A 2893-nucleotide genomic window follows, 5' to 3' on the forward strand; every position below is an offset into this window, starting at 1 on the left:
GGAGCCTGCATGGGCTCGGCGATCTTGGCGAAGTTGATACGACGCGACGCGGTACGGGCGGCGATGTCAGCAGCAGTGGGTGCGGAGGTGCGCGAGGCAGCCAAAGGGGGATCCTTCCCTCAGATCGGGGATCACACAACGCACACTGCGAGCACCGGGTTGAGTAGAATCCGCGTTGTCGGACTCACGCCCGCCTAGGGCCCCCACGGGCCAAGACCCGCACGGAGGGCAGATACTCCTCACTCCAATGCACACAATGCACGCAAAGCGCTAGCGTACACGGCCGACGTCAAGGACTCCACGCCGATTCTCATCTCATCCTTGCGATTCCTGCCACAGTCACGCATACTGCCCCACCCGTGCCCTCCACGTGACCTGAATCCCTCAGCACGATTGATTCTCGAAGCAACTGGACCGACTCGCGCCAGGCCACCACCCTCACGCACCTCTGAGCCGTCCCCGCTCTCACAGCCGACGCTGCTAACACCGTCGCAGCACGTGCCGACACCGCAATCACCCGGACACACAATCGGGTCCCGCCCACCTGGTGGTGGACGGGACCCGGTGACGCTGGACCTCCCCCAGCCTTCGACGACCCTCAGGCCGCGTCAGGCAGCGGGGAGAAACTCACTTGAGGGTGACGGTGGCGCCGGCGCCCTCGAGCTGCTCCTTGGCCTTCTCGGCGGCCTCCTTGTTGGCGCCCTCGAGGACGGCCTTGGGAGCGCCGTCGACGAGCTCCTTGGCCTCCTTCAGGCCGAGGGAGGTCAGGGCGCGCACCTCCTTGATGACCTGGATCTTCTTGTCACCGGCGGCCTCGAGGATGACGTCGAACTCGTCCTTCTCCTCGACGGCGGCCTCGCCACCGGCAGCGCCGGGGGCGGCGGCAACGGCCACGGCGGCCGGAGCGGCGGCGGTGACGTCGAAGGTCTCCTCGAAGGCCTTGACGAACTCGGCGAGCTCGATGAGGGTGAGCTCCTTGAACTGCTCGATGAGCTCTTCGGTGGTCAGCTTCGCCATGATGGGCGTTCCTTCCTTATCTGGTTCCTGCGCGCGCAGGGCTGTAGTGGATGACGCAGGCGGCCCTCAGGCCGCGGTCTCCTGCTTCTCGCGCAGGGCGTCGACGGTGCGCACGGCCTGGGAGGCCGGTGCGGCGAAGAGGTACGCAGCCTTGGACAGGGACGCCTTGACGGCGCCCGCGGTCTTGGCGAGCAGCACCTCGCGGGACTCGAGAGAGGCAAGCTGGTCAACACCCTCGGCGGACAGCACGGCGCCGTCCATGACACCGCCCTTGATGACGAGCTGCTGGTTGTCCTTGGCGAAGTCACGCAGAGCCTTGGCGGCCTCAACCGGTTCACCGGTGACGAAGGTCAGGGCGGAGGGGCCCTTGAGGTCGTCGGCGAAGTCCTCGAGCCCGACCCGGCGGGCAGCGATCGCAGCAAGCGTGTTCTTCACCACGGTGTACTCGGCGTTACCGGCGAGGGAACGACGCAGCTCCTTGAGCTGGGCGACGCTCAGTCCCCGGTACTCAGTCAGCAGGACCGCGTCAGCCTGGCGGAGCTTGTCCGCCAGAGCAGCGACGGCTGCTTCCTTGTCAGGCCGTGCCATGGGCCCTCCTTCCGTGGTATGCCGCAGGGCCCACCCGCTGGAAAAGCCCCGCGCCGGTGGGCACGGGGCTCGCTCTCGGGGACGCCCGAGGGGGTCACGTTCTCACCTGCGCCGGCCTCACCTCAAGTGAGCTTGGTCCCGCCAGAGCGGGAGACCTGCGGTCTTTGGCAGAGAGCACCATACCCGCCGGCGCACCCCGTCGCGCAAGACGAGGCGCCGTGGAACTGGTCACTGGTCCGGCGACAGGTCCTCGGCTCCGCAACAGGAGTGACGACGAGTCGCAGAGCCCGCACCGCGTCCCGCCGTCTCCAGGACATCAGGCCCCAAGGCTGTCGGCCAGCGCGTCGCGCTCGGTGACGTCGTACCAGAGCAGGTCGGCCTCAGCTGCGCGCTCGAAGGCGTTCTCGTCACCGAGCCTGGCGGCGCGCACGTCTCCCTCCGCCTCCGCACCGTCCACGAGCAGGGCGGCGACGTCCTCCCAGGGGATCTCAGCGCTCACCTCGACGGTACCGGGCAGGACGTCTCCCTCGACGGCGAGCTCGCGCACGTGCTCGGCGTCGACGTCGGCGGCGATGACGATACGTCGGTCGGCCAGCCCCTCGGCCCCGGGCTCGGCCAGCAGCACGAGGGAGGCATCGGCTGCGCACAGCGAGGCGGAGACCTCCAGGCCCTCCTCGTCCTCATCAGGCAGGGCACGGGTGAGGGCAGGGGTGACGGCATGGGCCGACTGGGGCTCCTGTGGTGAGCCGAGGGCGGCGGCGCGCAGGTGGGCGGCGGTGACGGGAAGATAGATGCGCATGATCCCAGTCTGCCTCAACCTCCAGGCAACCCGGCCTCACAGGGCCCGCTCGGTTCGACGACGTCACCCGTCAGCACCGCACCAACCGGTCGTACCGGGCCGGGACCGCAGACCGGGAGCGCCTCTGAGCGCCCCAAGCCGGTACCGGGGCTCAGAACTGTGCCTCAGTACCGGTGGCGCCCGGGTCCAGGAGGCCCTGGCGGAGGGTCGCCATGACCATGGCTGTTTCGCTGACCACCGCCTTGGCCATCACCTCCCGCAGCACCATGACCGGTGTCCGAGACCGGGGCCGGGCCGTGACCCGCTCCCGGATCCGGCACCGAGTCCGTGTCCACTCCCTGCCACGGCGCCGCTCCTGGCCGGCCTGCCGGGCCCCGGGACACACTCAGTGGCCGGGGCGAGGACCAAGTCGACGGCGGTCGTGCCTGCTGGGGCTGCTGCGGTGCGCGCGCAACGCCTCGAGGCGTTCCCGGAGCCGGTGCCCGGGCC

The 2893-nt window shown here is 69.4% G+C and carries 3 protein-coding genes; all 3 read right to left on the reverse strand.

All coding sequences use genetic code 11. From position 1 onward, the window contains the following. Window positions 1–627: 627 nt before the first annotated feature. The 3 genes from rplL to RWR81_RS13355 all read right to left on the reverse strand — a co-directional run bounded on the left by rplL (window position 628) and on the right by RWR81_RS13355 (window position 2404). Entirely contained in the window at window positions 628–1017 is a 390-nt protein-coding gene (gene rplL / locus RWR81_RS13345; RefSeq protein ID WP_021610168.1) for a 50S ribosomal protein L7/L12, read from the reverse strand. Window positions 1018–1083: 66 nt separating this feature from the next. Then, window positions 1084–1605 (reverse strand): 50S ribosomal protein L10, encoded by a 522-nt coding sequence (rplJ, locus tag RWR81_RS13350; protein ID WP_314458195.1) that lies wholly within the window; start codon window positions 1603–1605, stop codon window positions 1084–1086. A gap of 316 nt (window positions 1606–1921) precedes the next feature. Next, a complete protein-coding gene (locus RWR81_RS13355; RefSeq protein WP_314458196.1) occupies window positions 1922–2404 on the reverse strand; it encodes a DUF6912 family protein in 483 nt (160 codons plus the stop codon). Between the last annotated feature and the right edge of the window lie 489 nt (window positions 2405–2893).

The sequence above is a fragment of the uncultured Actinomyces sp. genome, from assembly GCF_963526355.1.
Lineage (GTDB): Bacteria > Actinomycetota > Actinomycetes > Actinomycetales > Actinomycetaceae > Actinomyces.